Below are 18,704 nucleotides of genomic sequence, written 5' to 3'. Positions count from 1 at the left end.
CGCAATGAACTCATTCCTGGGAGGCTGTCGACATGGTGACTCGCGGGAATGAGCCGAACGCGACAATTCAGGTACCGGGCCACGAATCCACGCCTGCCGGCTCCGACGATCCGCGTATCTACTTTGCAGCCGAGCGTACCTTTCTGGCCTGGATTCGAACCGGCCTGGGACTGATGGGAGTTGGCTTTGCGGTTTCGCGCTTCGGCCTGTTCCTGCGCGAGATGCGCGCCAGCGAAGTGCATACGGTCGTCCACGCAACAGGAGTCTCCGAGTATTCCGGTGTTGCTCTCGTAGCGGTCGGAGTCATCGTGAATGTAACCGCGACGATTCAGCATATCCGTACCGTCTGCGAGCTGCGCAGCGGCAACTGGATCGCCGGACGGCCTTCCTGGAATGCGATCGTGCTGGCGCTCCTGCTGGCTGCTGTCGGCGTCGGCATGGGAGCGTACCTGCTCTACCTGCACTAGGGCTGGCGCCCTTTCGCTCAGAGCGGTATGGCTAAGGGACGTGCGCACGGTAAACTGACTGCAACGGAGGACAGCCCGCACGCATGGCGCATCCAGTAATCAAGTTCGGCACCGACGGCTGGCGCGGAGTCATCGCCAGCGATTTCACCTTTGAGAATGTTCGCACCGCGGCAACCGCCGTCGCTGCCTATCTGCACGCCCAAAAAGATCCCGCCCAAAATCCCGCAAAAGGCCTGTGCATCGGCTACGATTCCCGCTTTCTTTCCGAGGCTTTTGCCCGTACCTGCGCCGAAGTCGTAGCCGCCACCGGCATTCCCGTAAAGCTCGCGCAGGAGATCACGCCCACTCCGGCCCTCTCCTACGGAGTGCGCGCCCTCGGCGCGGCGGGCGGCATCATGATCACCTCGTCGCATAATCCCTGCCAGTGGAACGGGGTCAAATACAAGGCCTGGTTCGGCGGCTCGGGCAGTCCTGCCATCATTGCAGAAATCGAATCGTATCTCGGCCTGCCCGTTCCCAAAGCCCAGCACGCCGCCGCCATCGAAGAGGTCGACTTCATCGCTCCATACATGGCGGCAATCGAGCGCTTCGCCGATCTCAACCTGATCGCCGCCTCCGGCTTCAAGTTCGGCATCGACTCGATGTACGGCGCAGGACGCGAGCTGATTGCCGGCATCTTCACGCGGCTCGGCGTCGACTTCGTTCAGATCCGCGGCCATGTCGACCCACTGTTCCCCGGCATCAATCCCGAACCCATCGAGCCAAACATCCGCGCCCTCGGCGAGGCCGTCGTCGCCAACCATTGCGACGCGGGACTCTGCACCGACGGCGACGCCGACCGCATCGGAGCCACCGACGAGCACGGCGAATTCGTCGATCCGCACAAAATCTTCAGCGTCCTGCTGGAGTGGGTGCTCAAGCGCAAAGGCTGGCCGGGCGATGTAACCCGCGCCTTCAACACCACAAAGATGCTCGACCGCATCTGCGCCAAATACGGACGCAGGATTTACGAGCATGGCATCGGCTTCAAGTATGTTGTCGACTACATGCAGCAGCAGGAGATCGTAATGGGCGGCGAAGAGTCCGGCGGCATCGGCTACCAGCGCCATCTGCCTGAGCGCGACGGCCTGCTCAACGCGCTGCTGCTGGCCAACGTCATGGCCGAAGAAAAGAAGACCCTCGGCCAACTCGTCGCCGACCTGCAAGCCGAGTACGGCGAACACCAGTACGGCCGCATCGACCTGCACATTCCCGACCGCCTCAAGAACGCGGCTATCGCGCGCGCCCGGCTCCTTCATGCTGGCGAAACGGCCTTTGCCGGCATGAAGATCCTGCGCGTCGAAACCCTCGACGGCGTAAAGTTCTACCTCGACAACCCCGAAGCAAAGACCAAGCCGAACGCCGCCGAAACATGGCTGCTCCTCCGCGCCAGTGGCACAGAACCGCTAATGCGGATTTATTCGGAGTCCTGCTCAAAGGAGTCGGTAACGAAGCTGCTGGAGGCTGCACGCGAGTTTGCACTGGGCAGCTAATCGCTGCCTGCATCGGCTGTGCGCAAACCTGCCCGGGAGCGGGATGAAATGCAAGACCGGCCCCCGGCGATTCCTCAGCAATGCAATGAGGCTGCTGGCGGCAATGGAACGCTGCCATCTGGGGTCGTTCCCGTACACTCCCCATCTGCCGCCCGGTAAAGAACTATCCTGCCGGATCGATGCTGTTTACGCAGGAGTAACTGACCGCTTGCCGACAATACGCCCACATCGGGTCGCTAGATATGGCTGACGTGCAGACCGCCCCTGCTCATCGCTTGCACCATTCTTCACCGTGCCGCATAGATAGATTTATGCATCCTTGAGGCAGGTGGGCCGGAACAGGCAATGGATCGCCGGGTTGCCACAGCCCAAAGCGATGCAGTATTTCAGGCATTTCGGAATCAGCTACGGCCAGCGGATTACCATCTGAGTAGCCGGTGTGACCGCGATAGCGAAGAATCCGGCCATACTGCCCTGAATCTTCTGCTCGGTAAACCTCAATCCAGTAGGTGTAGGGAGCGTTCTCCGTAGGATTGGCGACGATCACGTCTCCTTGCAACGGACCGCTCTCGACAAAACGCGTGGCCTGATTGTTATTTCGTCCTGTCAGGTTCAGGAACACGCGTATGAAGCGATCATTGCGCTTGTCATACGTGTACAAAGCAGTGGCGATCTCGCAGTCGCCGTCGCCGCTCACAGCCCCGCACACCTTTAGGAACAGCAGGGGGCTTGACTTGTTCTGATTCGCGTAAACGACGCTGCCGTCGAAAAGATGGTAAGGTGTGTCGAACCACGGCATCTCGCTTCTGACTTGTTGATAGAGGTGCTGAGCACAATCCGGGCTAGCTGCCTTCACAAGGCAAAGTAAGATTGGGCCGTGGTCCTCGAAGTCGGGTATTGGCTGGCCGCCATCCTGGATGGCCACGAACGTCCATTGGGCTACGGTTCCAAAGGGTTCCGTCAAGTCTATATGAGAGACGACTTTTGGTTTCGTAACGCCCTGATGCGACAACGCCGAAATGACCAACCGATCTACTTCCTCTCCGGGAATAGCCTTAGGTTTCTCCGCACTCAAGAAGTGCGGCGTAATAGCGGCGGCCAAGAATGCGCAGAATAGTGACAGCGCATTGAATCGGAAAGCTCTCTGGTTCATAACGAATGATTTTAGATGATGACGGTGTAGGCTGCGGATGACGGGCCATCGGCCAAGGATGGTCCCGCGCATTGAGCGGATAACCGGCCAACCGGCAGTTAACTTTGAGTCAACCCCCGCACGCCTTCGGCGAGGATAATGCTGCGCATTCTCTCGATCTGCCAGTGGCAGCATTCCATTGCATTGGGTGCCAGCATAACGTTGCATTGGGTAGCAAAATTGATTGCATTCAACAATGAGGCGGAGCTCCAAGACTAAGTGGTTTAGACGCTATGCAGGAATCTGAGCAGATGTTTGAAGTAGACTTCCTGATCGTCCCACATGCATAGGTGGCTGCCGTTGGGGCAAAATGCATTGCTGGCGTTGGGCATCAAAGCGGCCATCTTCTTCATGTCGTCGGGGTCCATCTCGTCGTGCTGCGCGCCGATGGTGAGCGCTTTCACCTTGATCTCGCGCAGGCGGTCCCAGCGCTCCCAATCCTTGAGGTTACCCGTGACCAGAAACTCGCTCTTGCCCTGCATCTGGCTATAAATTTTGTCGTTGGCATGGCGGAAGGCGCGATTGACGGAATCCGGCCACGGCTGAACCCGGCAGATCATCTTGGGATAGAGATCGTCCATCATGATCTTCTCGTACTCGGGCGAGTCGTAGTCCTCTTTGGCTTCGAGCGCGTTGAGGCGCGCAAGCTTGTCTGGCGGCAGCATGAGCTTGAGCGCGGCGGTGCGCTTCAGGTATGACTGGGTTCCGGCGGTCATGTTCGAGATGACCAGTCCGCGCAGGTGCTGCTGATAGTTGAGCGCGTACTCCATGGCAAGAATGCCGCCCCACGAATGGCCGTAGAGGACGAAGTGTTCGAGACCAAGCCCCCGGCGCACCTCTTCCACCTCTTCGGTATAGCGTGCCAGCGTCCAAAGGCCCGGATCATCCGGCTGGTCGGAGTTATTGCAACCGAGCTGGTCGTAGTAGTACATCTCGATGCCGGCCTGAGGCAGAAAGGATTCAAGAGCTTCGAGGTACTCATGGCCAAAGCCCGGACCTCCGTGAAGAAGCAGAACCTTGATCGGGCCAGAGCCGAGCTTCTTGGTCCAGACCTTGTATTTGCCGCCGACCACCGGCAGCATCTTGATGCCAGCGGTGCGAATGCCAGGAGGATTAAGACCGTCCGGCTGGCTGGTAAGGATCTCGTCTGGCTGGACGGCGCTGGGCAACGCTGGCGCGGAGGTAGGGATCGCGGCGGTCGCCAACGATGCGGTGGCGGCTAGAAAACTGCGGCGGTTCATGCGTCCTCCTGTATGTATTTCCGTCATCTGCTGGTCGCCTGACTCTCTCCGCTTGCATATCGAGACAAAGATTCTTCGTCCATCGCGAGCGACACTGATCCATTATCCCAATTGTGGCGAGGCCGCGTTGTCCGGCGGGCAGTTTCTATTCCGAGGTGAGTGCGAGATACTGAAGGGTCGAAAAAATCTTCGCCAGGAGGACGGATGTATTTTCATATCTTTGGATTTCAATGGAAGCCCGAGGCAACGGAAACATTAAAAGAGCGAGCGAAAGCAGATATCTCGGCTTTTAAGGGGAAGATTCCAGGGCTGCTCGAATTGCATGTTGGACACAATGAGTCGCCCCATGGCAAGGGCTATGCCTTCGCGGGCGTGATGCGCTTCACCGGCAAAGCCGCATTCGAAGCCTATGTAACCCATCCGCAGCATCAGGCCTTGCTCAAGTGGCTGGTGCCGCTGATCGACCCCGTCGAGTTCGACTTTCTGGCGCTGGATTAACCTTGCACGAGAAAGCCCGATATAGCGAGCACGCTATGTCGGGCTTTTCCCTTGGAACACAAGGCACAAACGGCTGAAATTCCCCGCAAATACAAGTGCAGTAAAACAAGACAGATCCAACAAACTTTACTTGACACATATTCGAGAGCTTTTCCGCCCCAAAGTGTTCCACGTGGAACACTCACATGTTCCACACTGTTTCGCACTATCCCAGACGCACAAGCCGAGCCTGAAGCAGGTTCGGAACCTTGGCCAAAGCCTCCAGAACTTCCGGACCAACCGGCTCGTCAACCTGAACCACTGAGAGCGCCTTAAGCGGCCCGGTTCCGGCCTGTTGCGGCGCCCGATCGCGGCCCAGGGCGAAGTTGGCGATGTTCACTCCCTGCTGACCAAGCACCGTGCCGATGTTGCCGATTACACCCGGAACGTCGAGGTTGCGGCAGACCAGCAGGCTGCCTTCGAGTGGCGCTTCGATGTCCATGCCATCAAAGCCCAGCAGTCGTGGCTGTTCGCCATGCAGCACGGTAGCCGATCCCTTGGTCGATCCGGCCACATCGTGCAGCGTAATCGAGAGAACCGAGGCCGCGCCGCCGCGAATGCTCTCGTGCTTTTCTTCGTGGATGCGGATACCACGCTCCTGAGCGATGGTAGCCGCATTGATGCGGTTTACATGCTCGGATTGCGACAGCAGCCCGGCGATGGCCGCATTGCGCACCAGATCTGTTTTGCCCTCCGCGAGTGCGCCCGCGTAGGTGAGATGAATGCTCTCAATCGTGCGCGGCGCAGCCTGCGAAAGGAAGCTGCCAAGCCGTCCCGCGAGATCGATGAAGGGAGCCAGCTGCAGGTACTCTTCGTGCGTGAGTGACGCGACGTTGACCGCGTTCTGGACTACGCCGAGCTTCAGATACTCGCGAACCTGGCGTGCAATCTGAATACCCACGGCCTCCTGCGCCTCAGCCGTCGATCCTGCGATATGCGGCGTCAGAATAACGTTCGGCAGGTTGGCATAGGGCGAGTCTTTCGGCGGTTCGACGGTGAAGACATCGAGCGCCGCGCCGCCGACCTGGCCGGATTTGAGCGCCGCGACGAGCGCGGTTTCTTCGATCAGTTCGCCGCGTGCGCAGTTGAGAATGCGAATACCCTTCTTCATCGTCGCGAGCGTGCGCTCGTTGATGATGCCGGTGGTCTGCGGCGTCAGGCCAACGTGCAGCGTCAGGTAGTCTGATTCGGCGAAGAGCTCTTCCGTGGTGACGAGTTTGATCCCGGCCTCACGGGCTACGGCGGCGGAGACAAACGGATCGTGACCGACGAGTTCCAGGCCAAAGCCCTTCGCGCGCTTGGCGACTTCAAGACCAATGCGGCCTAGGCCGAGGATGCCGAGAGTTTTGCCGCGCAGTTCGACGCCTTGCAGGGACTTCTTCTCCCATTTGCCGGCGTGCATGGTGGCATTGGCCTGCGGAAGCTGGCGCGCGAGGGCAAGCATAAGGCCGATGGTCAGTTCGGCAACGGCGATGGCGTTTGCGCCGGGTGTGTTCATCACGACGATGCCGCGACGGGTGGCGGCGTCAGCGTCAATGTTGTCGACACCGACACCGGCGCGGCCGATGACGCGGAGCTTCGGCGCGTGTTCGAGCATTGCATCGTCAACCTGAACGGCAGAGCGGACGACGAGCGCGTCAGCATCAGCGAGCGCTTCCGGCAGCTTGCCGGGGAGCTTGGCTACGTCGTCATGGGTGAGGATCTGCCAGTCAGGCTCGCTGGCGAGGACGGCTAATGTGGCGGGCGAGACTTTTTCAGCGAGTACGATCTTCATTTTTGGGCCTTTGCTTAAGAATTCGTCGAAGCGGAGGTTGTTCTGTTCGCAAAACATATCGAAAATGCGCACTACGGAGGCCTGTGGCTTGCCTTCGCCCTGCTCGTATTTCCAGATGGAGTTGGGGTGAACCCCAAGCTTTTCGGCCATCTGGTACTGATACAGGTTCAACTGCTTGCGGGCGAGGATGAGTTTTTCGCCAAAAGTGAGTTCAGGCATGGAATAGCTCCTAGCTCCTAGCTAGAAGCTAGGAGCTGTTTTTACTTCTTCTGCGCGAAGACTTCCTGGGCGGCGGCGACTCCCTGGCCGAATTGCACGGGAAGCTTGAGGGTGTCGCGGGCGATCAGTTCGAGTGCGCCGAGCAGGGCGATGGTGTCCATGTAATCGAAGAAGCCGAGGTGGGCGATGCGGAAGATCTTGCCCTTCATTTCGCCTTGGCCGTTAGCGATGACTGCACCGAAGCGGGCTTTCAGCTCCTTGACGACGGCTCCGGAGTCGAGGCCTTCAGGGACAGATACTGCTGTGGCTGCGGCGGCTGGGGCAGTCGGCGCGAAGAGTGTGAAGCCGAGAGCGACGAGTCCGGCGCGGGTCATGGCGGCGCAGTTCTGGGCGTTTTCGATCAGGGCGATGCGGCCTTCGGCGAGGTTTCCGCCAGCCTGGCCGGCGATGTAGTCCAATGCTGCGCCGAGGCCGGCAATCAAGGCTACGGATGGTGTATACGCGCTTTCGCCGAGCTTGGCGGATTTGCGCTCTTTGCGGAGGTCGAAGTAGTAGCGCGGGTTTTTGCTGGTTTCCATGGCGGCCCAGGCGCGGTCGCTGACGGAGAGATAGGCGAGGCCGGGCGGGACCATGACGGCTTTTTGCGAGCCGCCGATGAGGACGTCGACGCCCCAGGCGTCTACATCGAAGTGGGTGGTGCCGAGGCCGGTGATGGCGTCGACGATCAGGAGGGCTTCGGAATTGGCTGCTTTGAGCGTTTCAGCGATGGCCTGGACATCGTGGCGGGTGGCGGTGGAGGTTTCGGTGGCCTGGACGTAGACGGCTTTGGTATCGGGCTTCAGTGCGGCCTTAACTTGCTCCAGATCAAAGGTTTCGCCGTAGGGGGCGGTGAGGAGGTCGACCTGGCAGCCGAAGGCTTTGGCGAGGGCGACCCAGCGTTCGCCGAATTTTCCGGCGCTCAGGACCAAGACGCGATCGCCGGGCGAAGTGAGGTTGCTGACGGAGGCTTCCATGGCTCCGGTGCCGGAGCAGGCTAGGAGCAGGACGTCGTTTTTGGTGCCGACGAACTCTTTAAGTTGTCCGAGGACTTTGGTGTAGAGGGCGCGGAACTCGGCGGTGCGGTGGTGGATGTCCGCGGCGGCCATGGCGAACTGGGCGGCTGGGAGCAGTGGGGTCGGTCCGGGGGTGTATAGGCGGGTTTTACGGAACATGGAATCTCCTTGGAAAGACCTGGCCGGGTTTGCTCGCCGGCTGCAATCACAGAATACACATTCTTGTGAGAAATGTGAATTGCTGGCGTGGAGTGTGAAGTGCGGATGGATGGTGCCAGGGCTGATTGCTGGTTGGGTACAATCGATGGAATACGAAAGTTTTGAGAAACAGGTGGTTTAGCGATGAGTGAGACTTTGGAAGCGCGGGTGAAGGCGCAGACGATTACGGCGATGAAGGCTCGGGATTCTGAGCGGACTACGACTTTGCGGCTGATTACGACGGCGCTGAAGAACCGGGCGATTGAGAAGCGTGAGGAGCTTTCGGATGCGGAGTCGCAGCAGATTCTGGCTACGATGATTAAGCAGCGGCGCGACTCGATTGAGCAGTTCACCAAGGGCGGGCGGCCGGAGTTGGCGGAGAAAGAGGCTGCGGAGATTGCGGTGATCGAGGAGTTTTTGCCCAAGGCGCTGAGTACGGACGAGCTTGCTGCGCTGGTGGGGCAGGTGATTGCGGCGATTGCCGAGGGAGCGGGGCAGAAGCCGGGTCCGAAGGAGATGGGGACGGTCATCAAGGCGGTGCAGGCGAAGCTGCAGGCGGATGGGCTGCGGGCTGAGGGGCGGTTGGTGAGTGAGGCTGTTAAGGTTGCGCTGGCCTAGGGGCTGAGTGATGCAGGGTTTCGTGCTTCGCACGAAATAGGCCCAGGTCTCAAAATCGAGACCTGGGGCACCTGCACCCGGCTTGGGTTCCCGATCTAGAGCAGTGGCTCATCTAAGGTTCCGAAGTAGACGAAATTCATTGCTTCGACGAATGGCTGTGGAAGGGCGTTTAGGCTGTGCAGTTCTTCTACCCTTCGGACTGCTGCGTAGGGCTTGCCGGCTCCCCTCTGAGCCACGTATCCAAGGGTGTTTTCAATGCTTTCGGGGCCAACCATATGGATTGGTCGATTTCCCGGTGGAGTTCCGGCTAATGCAACTATTCGGAGGTTCTCGGTCAGAGCTTGAGGTTGACTGCGGTCCTCATCGTGGATAACACGGTATGGAATTTCAAACGCATTGAGAACTTTCTGGAATGAGGGGATATTGCCCTTTCCAGTAGTCTCGATAATCGACACACCTCTACGCCTCTGCGGGTGCCTTGCGAAAATCCCTGTAACTTCAGCAGCGCGCTCGAATGCCGCAACAGCCGTCAATTCTTCCATGATCACCACTTCATTAGAAAAGAAGACCTCGTTAACACTTGGATTGAATCTTGAGACCGCCGAAAGGCGCTGGCGCTCTATCTCATCAGCGGGACCAACGAAAATCTCCTGAGTAACCTGCTTCACGCTTACATGCCCATTCGCAGCTTTAGACATTCTTACGATTGATTTGTGCCGATTTGCGATATCAATGAAAACAGGGGAGTGGGTGCAGCAGGCCACTTGGAATGACGGCTCGGATGATAGCCGGTAAAGCAGATCTCGCATCCGCCGCTCCATCTGGGGATGCATATAGAGTTCAGGTTCTTCCACTATGAGCATGACAGCACGTTTATCGCCCATAGCTCCCAAAGAAGTCTCTTGTGCCTCAGCGAGTATCTGGAGTAGCGTCATAACCAGCGTTCGCTGAAGCCCGTGACCTTGGTGCGCAATTTTTGTGTCTATCTCAACGCTTACGTCCCGGATCACAAGCGAGGTATTTGGAAGCAATAAAGAGTTGACGTCCGGGGTTTCGGTCCTAATTCGTGCTTCACCGCCTATGACTTCTCTCAGTCCGTCGTTGATCTTCCTCTCAAGCTCCTTGATTTCTAGCGCTTGACCTTCCGGATTGTTTTGATCTGGAGAGAAGAGTTCCAAGACCCTGTTGAGTGCGTTCTTAAGGTCGATAATCTCCTGCCGTTGCGAGAGTTGATTCTCCACTATCAGATTCACGAGCTTGCCGTACGTCGAAGCATCCTTGGAAAGGGATTCTTCGGTGGCCTCTTGTACGGCTCGAATAAAGACGCATCGGGGCAGAATGGAATTAGCGTTTGACTTCCAGTTCCCACCACCGCCGGGATTGGCAAGCCATGCAGGTGTACCCTGAGAGACTAGGTCTGGGCGATTTTGTCGAACAAGCTGCTTCAACATTTCGCGGTTAATAGCATTGGTTCGGCCCGTGGCGCCCGGGATTTGGGCAATGAGGGGCTGATAGTCTGAACCAAAGACCGCCCAAGTTGTGTCTGGCTGGGGCCATAAATGAAAGATCTCGGGCGCGGAATACGAGGAAAGCTCTTCTTTCCATGAAGTCTTATCTTCACCGTCCGTACTATCAACGGTCATCCAAAACTTCTTTCTGAGAATCCACTCTCCTCCAAGAGTTCTCCCTTTTACAGCGGATTCCTCTTGTTCAGTCGCGGTCAATTGATCAAAGTATCCGATCAGTTCTATCGCGTTGGCTTCATCGGCCTGATGTCGATGAAAAAGTGACGTATCCTTAATGGCGCTGCCAGATAAAAATATCGACAATGCTGAAAGAGCGCATGACTTTCCGCAATTGTTTTCACCTATAACAATCAGTAGGTCGTCGAAATCAAGTTCAATTCTCTGAATGGCCTTAAAATTTACGATTACAAACCGTCGTAGTCTCACTGTTTCTTGCTCCCCAAAAATAAGTTAGAGTTTAACGACCCTAGCATTTCACGATCTGTCAGTTGTTGCAATATGCAAAGCACCCCAGCGACTGAATGGTTCGCTCGCAACCAAAGATTCGTCATTGTAGCCATCCATTAGCCTGTTGCAGACACTTGTGGCGCTTCGAATGACGAATCAACGACTCAGGCCTTAGGATGGCGGCGGGGGATTTTGGGATGCTGCGTCGTGCTTTTCTTAAGAATGGGTTGAAGGTGGCTGGGGTGGCTTCGGCGGCGCCTGGTGCTTTGACTGGGGCGCTGGCTGAGGGGTTGGCTGCGGGTGAGGATGCTGGTGCCAAGCCTTTGCAAGAGTTTGGGTATGGGGATGTGGAACTGGCTCCGGGGCGGATGCGGACGCAGTTTGAAGAGACTCGGGCGGTGTTGCTTGGCATGGATGAGGATGCGCTTTTGCGGCCCTGGAGGCTGCGGGCGGGGTTGTCTGCTCCGGGTGGTCCGATGGGTGGGTGGTATGACGAGGTTCCGCTGGTTAAGACGCCTAGCGGTGGGGAGGGATTTGCTCCGGGGCATTCGTTTGGGCAGTGGATTTCGGCGCTGGCTCGCGGGGTTGCGGTGGATGGCGATCCGGAGAGCAAGGCGAAGCTGCGGCGGATTCTGGACTTATATGGGCCTGCAATTTCGGGTAAGTTTTATGATAACTTTCGATTTCCTGCTTATAACTACGACAAGATGGTGATCGGGCTGATCGATGCGCACCAGTTTGCGGGTGTGCCGGATGCTTTTGATCTATTGAACCGGACTACGGATGCTGCGGAGCCGCATCTGCCGCCGACTGCGCTGGATCGGGATGCTCCGCAGATCGCCTGGCGCACGGCTACGGGGCAGAATTCGACTGGCGATTATGGGTGGGATGAGTCTTACACGCTGCCGGAGAATTTGTATCTGGCGGCGCAGCGCGGGGCGGGTGAGCGGTATAGGACGATGGCTCCGCGCTATCTGCTGGATAAGAGTTACTTCGATCCGCTTTCGGAGAACAGGAATGTGTTGCCGGATCATCATGCTTACAGCTTTTGCAATGCGCTGAGTTCGGCGATGCAGGCTTATATGGTTGGCGGAAGCGAGAAGCATCTGCGCGCGGCGAGGAATGCGCACGAGATGATTGTGGCGACGCAGAGTTATGCTACGGGCGGGTGGGGTCCGGATGAGAGTTTTCGTGAGCCGAATACCGGGGCGCTGTATGCGAGTTTGACGAAGACAAAGCATAGCTTTGAGACTCCGTGCGGGAGTTATGCGCACTTTAAGCTGACGCGATATCTGCTGCGGGTTACGCGGGATGGCAGGTATGGGGACAGTATGGAGCGGGTGCTGTATAACACGGTGCTCGGGGCTAAGTCGTTGCAGAAGGATGGGCGGGCTTTTTATTACTCGGACTATAGTGATTCGGCTACTAAGTTTTATTTTGATGATGCGTGGCCGTGCTGCTCGGGGACGCTGCCGCAGGTGGCTGCGGATTATCACATCCTCGGTTACTTTCGCGATGACGATGGGGTATGGGTGAACTTATATATGCCTTCGACGCTGAAGTGGACGGGATCGCATGGGGCGCGGATGTCGCTGACGCAAGCGGGTGGGTATCCGCTTGAGGGGAATGTTGCGCTGGTGGTGAAGGCTTCGAAGGCGGAGGAGTTTGCGTTGCGGTTGCGGATTCCGGCTTGGGCTGGGCAGGATGGTTTGGGTGGTCAGGTGGCGGAGATCAAGGTGAATGGATTGGCTGTGAATGCTGCGGTGGATAAGGGCTTTGCCACGCTGCGGCGCAAGTGGAAGGACGGCGATCGCGTGGAGTTGATGCTGCCGTTGCCGATGCGGCTGGAGGCGATTGACGGGGCGGGAACGAAGAATCCGGATACGGTGGCGCTGGTGCGCGGGCCGCTGGTGCTCTTTGCGTTGACTGAGGATGCGCCGAAGGTAAGCCGGGCGCAGCTCCTCGCTGCGAAGGCTATGAAGGGGCAGGCGGTGTGGATGGCGGATACGAGTTCGGGGCCGCTGTTGTTGACGCCGTTTACGGAGATTCATGAGGAGCGATACCGGACTTATCTGACGGTAAGTTAGGAGATACTTCCGGAAAGAAACGGATTCCAACCGGTGCGGGCGCATGATATAGTCCCTCCACTCACTGATATGGAGGTAAGTCATGCCCTATGTGTTGGGGTTCGCGGGTCTGGGTGTGTTCTGGCTGGTTTTGCTGATTGCGACGGGGGAGCATCCGTGGGCGCTGGTAAAGGGCGAGGATGGAAGGCCGAGCACGAGTAAGTTTCAGATGCTAGTGTGGCTTGCTGCGGTGGTGTTCGGGTATCTGGCGGTTTATGAGGTGCGAGTCAGTCACGGGCACTATGAGGGGCTGGCGGATATTCCGCAGAATCTGCTGATCGCGATGGGGATCAGCGTGGTGACTACGATTTCTACCAAGGCGATTGAGGTGAATTCGAGCAATCGCGCCGATGCGGCGGCCGCCGCCGCGCCGCCCCAGGTGGTGGCGACGGGACCGTCGGTGGTTGCGCAGGAGATGGGTGGACCTCCGGTAGTCGTGACGCCGGTCAAGGTTGCCCCGCAACCGCCTCCGCCTGTTGACCAGAGCGGCATCTTCACCGATCCGAGTGGTGCGCCGGATCTGGGCAAGGTCCAGGTGGTGCTGTGGACTGCGGTCGCGGTGGGGGTATTTCTGAACGGGATTATTGCGGCCATTCACAGCCCTGCTCCGTGCGTGGCAAATGGAGCTTGTGGGCAGGGGATTCCCGATATCGGGCAGACGCTGATGATTCTGATGGGCCTCGGGCACGGAGCTTACATTGGCGGCAAGATTGCTCAGAATCAGGGGAATTAAATCTGGGCGGGAATTGATTGCGCCCTGGCGTTATTCGCTGAACTGCTGGTCAAAACAGATCAGGCGATTGATGGAAATAGGCTCCGCCGGGGCATCGCCAAGACAGAGGACGGGCATCCGATTGAACTGAGAACTCATGGAGGATTCAGTTCAATGGATACGAAAACTGTTATCGCGATTCTCATGGCGGTAGTTGTTGTTGCTGTTGTGGTGTTTGTGTTCGTGATCGAACGCAAGCGTCGCACTGAGCGGCTGAAGGAACGCTTCGGTCCGGAATACGACCAATTGGTGAGAGAGCAGGGAGATCCGCGAAGGGCTGAAGCGGTTCTGGCCGATCGAGAGAAGCGGGTCGAGAAGCTTTCGATCCATGAACTGTCGAGAGAGGACAGGCGGATATACGCGGAAGAGTGGGCGAATGTGCAGAAGCGATTCGTCGACGATCCGGCGATGGCCGTCAATGAAGCGGACAGTCTGGTTACGGCCGTGATGACTACACGCGGCTATCCAATGGCTACCTTTGAGCAGCGCTCTGCTGATATCTCTGTTCATTACCCGAGGGTGGTGCAGAATTACCGGGCCGCGCGCTTGATCTCTACGCGCCATGCGAAGGGGCAGGCTACCACCGAGGAGTTGCGACAGGCTCTGGTGTATTACCGGTCGCTATTCGATGAGTTGCTTGAAACACCGAAATCTGAAATGACAGGAGTTTCCCATGGACGAATTGCGTCTTAACGATGAGCAGTTAACAACCCGTGATATTGCCTATCCTGCCCGAAGTGGCGCCGGTGCCCGGGCCGCCGTTATCGATCCAGCTACCGACACTGTCGGACGACAGGAGATTGAAGGCAGACAAATGGAAGCAGGCGGCCCGGAGGTATTGGAAGCGGCTGGGCCTCTGTTTCCGGACAATGAGATGCAGGCTTTCCGGAGCCGCTGGGATCGCGTACAGACTTCGTTTGTGGACGAGCCGCGTAAGGCCGTGGAACAGGCCGACTCCCTGGTTGCGAATGTGGTGCAGCGTATCGCGGAGCAATTTTCCGCTGAGCGCGAGCAGTTGGAGAAACAGTGGGACAGCGGATCAGATGTTTCGACGGAAGATCTAAGGCAAGCGATGAAGCGCTATCGTTCGTTCTTCGATCGACTGCTTACGTTTTAGGCAGTCAGCGGATATACCTGCAACACTCACCTCCTGGAAATGGCCTCTTGGCCTATCCAGGAGGTTTTTTTGCGTTTGCCTCTTACCCGCGGATGATCTTTACGAAGATTCCGTCTGGGAGTTCGCCGTTGATGATGTGGACTACGCCATTTTTCACGAAGCCTTCGAGAGTCTGTGGTCCTCGCCGGATGGCCGGGTCCGCTTCGCGGTTCGGCGAACTACTTGGGGATGCTCTGGAGGCGGGTTTGGCTGGGCCTGCGGATGCTGTTGCGGCAGTGGGCGGCGCGGACGGGGTTCGGCCCATGCCGCGGTCCATGGCGTCGTTGGCGAGCTGATCGGCTTCCTTGTTGCCGCCGCGCAGGGTGTGGGCGATCTCGAATTTCTCCAATTGATTCGCGCGGCGGCGAGCTTCTTCCCACAGTGGGCGCAGGTCGGGGCTGTTGACTTTGTACTTGCCCTGCATCTGCTTGACCATCAGCTCGGAGTCGGCAACGACTCGCAGGCGGCGGTGTTTGTTTTCGAGGCACCAGGCGAGGACGCCGAGGAGGGCGGAGTATTCGGCGTAGTTGTTGGTGCGCTTGCCTAAGTATTCGCTGAGGCGCGCGAGGACGCGGCCGTTCGGGTCTTCGATGACGGCGCCGTAGCCGGCTGGGCCGGGGTTGCCACGGGAGCCTCCGTCGCAGTGGGCGATGAGCATTTCGGTGGAGGTTTCGGGAGTGGGGAACAGGGTCGAGTTCATCTCGATTAGTGTATCGGGAAGGTCTGTGGACGGAACAGCGGACGACGGAGAGGACAAAAACGCTCACAAATGCGATTTGAGCGCGTCCATCTGGCACGTAGTATTCGATTTGCCGGCACGCGTTTTAATTCTGGAGAACAGACGTATGGCGACAGACGCAGTTCCTTTGGCTGCTCCGATGAGCGCAGCGTGGTCACGGGCCTTGGGCGTACAATCCTTGCCAGGTATGGTGACGACGACCAGCGATGGGCAAACAGCTCGGCAGGGCAGGGCGCAGGCTCATGTTCAGCAGAGCAATGAGGAGAAACTGCGGGTTCGCGCGACGGAGATGGATCTGATTCGCGAGGCGCAGGCCGGATCGCGGGCGGCATTCGATGCTTTGGTGCGGCAGTATGAGCACCAGGTTTTGCGGCTCGCGCTGCACCTGACGGGCAGCGAACAGGACGCGGAGGACATTTACCAGGAGGCTTTTCTGAAGGCCTACCGGTATTTGAACAACTTTCGGTTCGAATGCTCGTTCTATACGTGGATTTACCGGATTGTGACCAACCTGTGCCTGGATCAACTGCGACGGCGTAAGACGCGGCGGGAGGATTCGGCGGTAGTGCTGGATCATTCCGGCGACGAAATCGATCTGATGGCATCTGTATCGGATGAGAGGGCGTTTTCGAATCCGGGGAAAGAGCTGGATCGGAAGGTTCTGGGAGAGCGGATTCAGGTGGCTCTGGAGACGCTGACGCCGCGCGAGCGGATGGTCTTTGAACTGAAGCATTATCAAGGGCTCCGGTTGCGGACGATCGGAGAGATGTTGAGCACTACGGAAGAAACTGCGAAGAATACCCTTTTCAGGGCGACCAAGAAGTTGCGATGTCAACTGGCGGGTTTGCGGTAGAGGTTGGATTGCCGTGGACGCGGTTGGGTTCGCGGGCGTGAATGGGCTTCCTAATAGATTGCCGGAGAGCGCGGAGAGCGCCGAAACACGGCAACTGAAGCTCTGGCGTAAACAAATTTTTGAGGCGAACAGGACGTACAGACCATGAATTGTTCAGAAATCCACGAAAAGGTTGTGCTGGCGGCGTACGGTGAGTTGCCGGACGATCAGGCGCATACTTTGGCCATGCATACGGCGGGTTGTGCGGAGTGTCGACAGGAGCAGGAGCAGTTGCTGGCTTTGAAAACGCTGTCGGCGGCGTATCCGATGCTCGAACCGAATGCCAATCTGATTGCGAGAAGCCGAACGCGGCTTGAGGACGCCCTGGATGCGCTGCCGCCGAAGCGGTGGTATGACCGGGTTGCGGATTGGATGACGCGGACGGCGGCTGGTTTGCAGTCGGCGCCGGTGGCGGCTTGTCTGCTGCTGGTGGCGGGAGCCGGGTTGGGCAGCCTGGGCGGATATGAGTTTGCGGCGCGGCACGCGGCTGGAATTGCCGGCAACGGTTCTGGAAATGTGAGCGCTAGCGTAGTTGGCGCAGCTCATCTGGAACGTTCGGAAGCGCCTGCGGTGAGTCTGGGTGCACCCCTCGCTTCTGGTGAGATCGCGAGCGTCTCGGGGATTGTCCGGCAGCCGAATTCGAATCTGGTTCAGGTGCGCTATAACCAGGTGGAGCGCAGGCAGGTGGAAGGCACGGTGGACAATCCGCAGATTCGCCAGTTGCTGATGCTGGCTTCGCAGAATGGGGCGAATCCGGATGTGCGGAATGACTCGGTGGGACTGCTGGCTGCCGAATGCCGTTCGGGCCGTGGCTGCGAGGGCGCGGACAGGCAGGGCACGGGTGTTCGCGACGCGCTGATGGTGGCGCTACGCTACGACCGAAGCGCCGCGGTGCGGCAAAAGGCGTTGGAAGGCCTGCAGCCATTCGTGGCTGAGGACATGCAAGTGCGCGATGCGGTGCTGGAGACGCTGCTGAATGATCCGGATGCGCGCATCCGGTCGGCAGCGATCAGTATGCTGGAGCCGGTGGAAGCGGACACGAGCGTAAGACAGGTCTTGTCAACGGTGGCGGCTTCCGATCAGAATTCGAATATCCGGAGCGCGTCGAGGGTGGTACTGCGCCGGGTTTCTGAGATACAGTAATTCCGCAGGACCTTCAACTCATTCGGGGATTTCTTCTCAGCAAAGATAGACTCACATTCCCTGCACCGCGCCGTCAGACAGAGTGCGGGTGGGGATCACAAGTCAGCCGCGGGGAGTTAAAGAAAATGGATCACTTTTTGAGGCCGTGCAGGGTAGGTGGAGTCGGAATTCCGGGAAGGGTGCGCTTCTTTGCCGGGGTTCTGGTGGCGGGTGGGCTGTCGATCGGGTTAGCTGCGCGGGCGCAGAGCCTGCAGTTGATCGATGTTTTGGATGAACCCACGCTTTTGCTGTTGCATTCGAAATCGCAGGGGTTTCTGGGCGTAGATGTGGGCGACGTGGACGCGGACAGGGCGCAGGCGCTGCATCTGAAGGATACGCGCGGGGCAGAGATCACGATTCTGGATCATGATGCTCCGGCGGGAAAAGCCGGATTGATGCTGCATGACGTAATTCTGCAGGTGAATGGCCGGGAGATTGACGACGCTGAGCAGGTGAAACAGATTCTGCACGAGGCTCCTCCAGGGCGGAAGCTGCAATTGCTGATTAGCCGCGATGGGGCGTTGCAGACGGTGCCAGTGCAGTTGGCCGACCGGCGCAAGGTGCAGGAAGAAGCACGGGAGCGGCTGGACACGGTTGGCATGACGTCAGGTTCGGGGAACAGCTTCGTTTCAAATGGGGCCGATCTTCCTTCCGCGGGTGGATTTCATTCGCCGTTTTTTGGGAGCTCGCTGCATGTGGGCGCGATGGTCGAGCCGCTGACGGCGCAGATGGCGGATTTCCTTGGGGTTGGCGGCGGGGTGATGATCAAGAGCGTGGCCCGCAGGAGCGAAGCGGATGTGGCCGGGCTGAGATCGCATGATGTGATTCTGGAGGTTGGCGGCGAAACGGTTGTGACTTCGAGCGACTGGGAGCGGCTGCTGCGGTCGAGTGAGGGCAAGCCGGTGCAGGTGGAGATTCTGCGCGACCGGATGAAGCAACTGGTGCTGCTGCAGGTGGATGGAAAGCGGCACAAGTCGTAGCCTGCTTGTGTCTTAAATGACGAAACTGGTTGGTTGTGAAGGCGCGGACTTATG

The 18,704-nt window shown here is 58.3% G+C and carries 17 protein-coding genes; 11 read left to right on the top strand and 6 right to left on the bottom strand.

Annotated features, from left to right (window positions below; translation table 11 throughout):
* Window positions 1-32: 32 nt before the first annotated feature.
* Entirely contained in the window at window positions 33-467 is a 435-nt protein-coding gene (locus OHL23_RS02835) for a YidH family protein (protein ID WP_263350262.1), read from the top strand.
* A gap of 83 nt (window positions 468-550) precedes the next feature.
* Window positions 551-1,999 carry a phosphoglucomutase/phosphomannomutase family protein gene (locus OHL23_RS02830; protein WP_263350261.1) on the top strand — a complete coding sequence of 483 codons (1,449 nt, stop codon included), beginning with the start codon at window positions 551-553 and terminating at the stop codon, window positions 1,997-1,999.
* A gap of 268 nt (window positions 2,000-2,267) precedes the next feature.
* Here OHL23_RS02830 and OHL23_RS02825 read toward each other — a convergent pair whose 3' ends face one another.
* Window positions 2,268-3,026, bottom strand: coding sequence for a hypothetical protein (locus OHL23_RS02825; protein ID WP_263350260.1), 759 nt, complete (start codon window positions 3,024-3,026; stop codon window positions 2,268-2,270).
* Window positions 3,027-3,415: 389 nt separating this feature from the next.
* Window positions 3,416-4,432, bottom strand: a complete 1,017-nt coding sequence (locus OHL23_RS02820; RefSeq protein WP_263350259.1) for a proline iminopeptidase-family hydrolase — start codon at window positions 4,430-4,432, stop codon at window positions 3,416-3,418.
* A gap of 204 nt (window positions 4,433-4,636) precedes the next feature.
* Here OHL23_RS02820 and OHL23_RS02815 point away from each other — a divergent pair, with 204 nt between their 5' ends.
* A complete protein-coding gene (locus OHL23_RS02815) occupies window positions 4,637-4,930 on the top strand; it encodes a Dabb family protein (RefSeq protein WP_263350258.1) in 294 nt (97 codons plus the stop codon).
* Between the two features lie 205 nt (window positions 4,931-5,135).
* Here OHL23_RS02815 and serA read toward each other — a convergent pair whose 3' ends face one another.
* Both serA and OHL23_RS02805 read right to left on the bottom strand, forming a co-directional pair.
* Entirely contained in the window at window positions 5,136-6,962 is a 1,827-nt protein-coding gene (gene serA / locus OHL23_RS02810; protein WP_263350257.1) for a phosphoglycerate dehydrogenase, read from the bottom strand.
* A gap of 41 nt (window positions 6,963-7,003) precedes the next feature.
* Window positions 7,004-8,173 carry a pyridoxal-phosphate-dependent aminotransferase family protein gene (locus tag OHL23_RS02805; RefSeq protein ID WP_263350256.1) on the bottom strand — a complete coding sequence of 390 codons (1,170 nt, stop codon included), beginning with the start codon at window positions 8,171-8,173 and terminating at the stop codon, window positions 7,004-7,006.
* Between the two features lie 183 nt (window positions 8,174-8,356).
* On the opposite strand from OHL23_RS02805, the gene OHL23_RS02800 reads away from it, so the two are divergent.
* Window positions 8,357-8,830 carry a GatB/YqeY domain-containing protein gene (locus OHL23_RS02800; RefSeq protein WP_263350255.1) on the top strand — a complete coding sequence of 158 codons (474 nt, stop codon included), beginning with the start codon at window positions 8,357-8,359 and terminating at the stop codon, window positions 8,828-8,830.
* Window positions 8,831-8,925: 95 nt separating this feature from the next.
* Here the strand turns inward: OHL23_RS02800 and OHL23_RS02795 are convergent, their stop codons facing one another.
* A complete protein-coding gene (locus OHL23_RS02795; RefSeq protein WP_263350254.1) occupies window positions 8,926-10,782 on the bottom strand; it encodes an ATP-dependent nuclease in 1,857 nt (618 codons plus the stop codon).
* A gap of 218 nt (window positions 10,783-11,000) precedes the next feature.
* Here OHL23_RS02795 and OHL23_RS02790 point away from each other — a divergent pair, with 218 nt between their 5' ends.
* The 4 genes from OHL23_RS02790 to OHL23_RS02775 all read left to right on the top strand — a co-directional run bounded on the left by OHL23_RS02790 (window position 11,001) and on the right by OHL23_RS02775 (window position 14,818).
* Window positions 11,001-12,890 (top strand): glycoside hydrolase family 127 protein, encoded by a 1,890-nt coding sequence (locus OHL23_RS02790; protein WP_263350253.1) that lies wholly within the window; start codon window positions 11,001-11,003, stop codon window positions 12,888-12,890.
* 82 nt (window positions 12,891-12,972) lie between these two features.
* Window positions 12,973-13,662 carry a hypothetical protein gene (locus OHL23_RS02785; protein ID WP_263350252.1) on the top strand — a complete coding sequence of 230 codons (690 nt, stop codon included), beginning with the start codon at window positions 12,973-12,975 and terminating at the stop codon, window positions 13,660-13,662.
* Window positions 13,663-13,815: 153 nt separating this feature from the next.
* Complete coding sequence (locus tag OHL23_RS02780) at window positions 13,816-14,394, top strand: hypothetical protein (RefSeq protein ID WP_263350251.1); 579 nt, start codon at window positions 13,816-13,818, stop codon at window positions 14,392-14,394.
* Window positions 14,375-14,818 (top strand): hypothetical protein, encoded by a 444-nt coding sequence (locus OHL23_RS02775; protein ID WP_263350250.1) that lies wholly within the window; start codon window positions 14,375-14,377, stop codon window positions 14,816-14,818. The genes OHL23_RS02780 and OHL23_RS02775 overlap by 20 nt, the downstream gene beginning before the upstream one ends.
* 82 nt (window positions 14,819-14,900) lie before the next feature.
* On the opposite strand, the gene OHL23_RS02770 is transcribed toward OHL23_RS02775, so the two are convergent.
* Window positions 14,901-15,557 (bottom strand): ribonuclease HI family protein, encoded by a 657-nt coding sequence (locus OHL23_RS02770; protein ID WP_263350249.1) that lies wholly within the window; start codon window positions 15,555-15,557, stop codon window positions 14,901-14,903.
* A 145-nt stretch (window positions 15,558-15,702) separates the two neighbouring features.
* On the opposite strand from OHL23_RS02770, the gene OHL23_RS02765 reads away from it, so the two are divergent.
* The 3 genes from OHL23_RS02765 (at window position 15,703) to OHL23_RS02755 (ending at window position 18,650) form a co-directional block, all read left to right on the top strand.
* Window positions 15,703-16,449 carry an RNA polymerase sigma factor gene (locus OHL23_RS02765; RefSeq protein WP_263350248.1) on the top strand — a complete coding sequence of 249 codons (747 nt, stop codon included), beginning with the start codon at window positions 15,703-15,705 and terminating at the stop codon, window positions 16,447-16,449.
* A 144-nt stretch (window positions 16,450-16,593) separates the two neighbouring features.
* The gene (locus tag OHL23_RS02760) at window positions 16,594-17,631 is read left to right on the top strand and encodes an anti-sigma factor family protein (RefSeq protein ID WP_263350247.1); all 1,038 of its coding nucleotides are present in this window, start codon (window positions 16,594-16,596) and stop codon (window positions 17,629-17,631) included.
* 125 nt (window positions 17,632-17,756) lie between these two features.
* A complete protein-coding gene (locus OHL23_RS02755; protein ID WP_263350246.1) occupies window positions 17,757-18,650 on the top strand; it encodes a PDZ domain-containing protein in 894 nt (297 codons plus the stop codon).
* The last annotated feature ends 54 nt before the right edge of the window (window positions 18,651-18,704 follow it).

The organism is Acidicapsa acidisoli (assembly GCF_025685625.1).
GTDB classification, from domain to species: domain Bacteria; phylum Acidobacteriota; class Terriglobia; order Terriglobales; family Acidobacteriaceae; genus Acidicapsa; species Acidicapsa acidisoli.
Note: the sequence above shows the minus strand (reverse complement) of the source record. Positions and strands in the feature narration are given on the sequence as shown.